1 pseudogene is annotated in these 211 nt (G+C 50.2%); it reads left to right on the top strand.

The annotated features are described in order from the left end of the window. Window positions 1-211, top strand: a pseudogene (locus ACSZO1_RS22900) (hypothetical protein); the annotation flags it as partial.

The raw sequence follows: 211 nt of genomic DNA on the forward strand, positions 1-211 counted from the left end.
GCGGTTCTTTGTTCATTTACCATACGATGACAGGACGAAAAAATGGTTCCCATCGAATTAATCGCACCTTCACTAATGGGCTGTTGAGGCAGTTTATCCCCAAAGGAACTGACCTGACAGCAGTGACGGATGACGAGCTCCGCAAGTATCAGGGAGCACTGAACAGCAGGCCAAGAAAATGCCTCGGGTTCCGGCAGCCTTCAGTGGTCTT

Source organism: Erwinia sp. V71 (assembly GCF_965644245.1).
Lineage (GTDB): Bacteria > Pseudomonadota > Gammaproteobacteria > Enterobacterales > Enterobacteriaceae > Erwinia.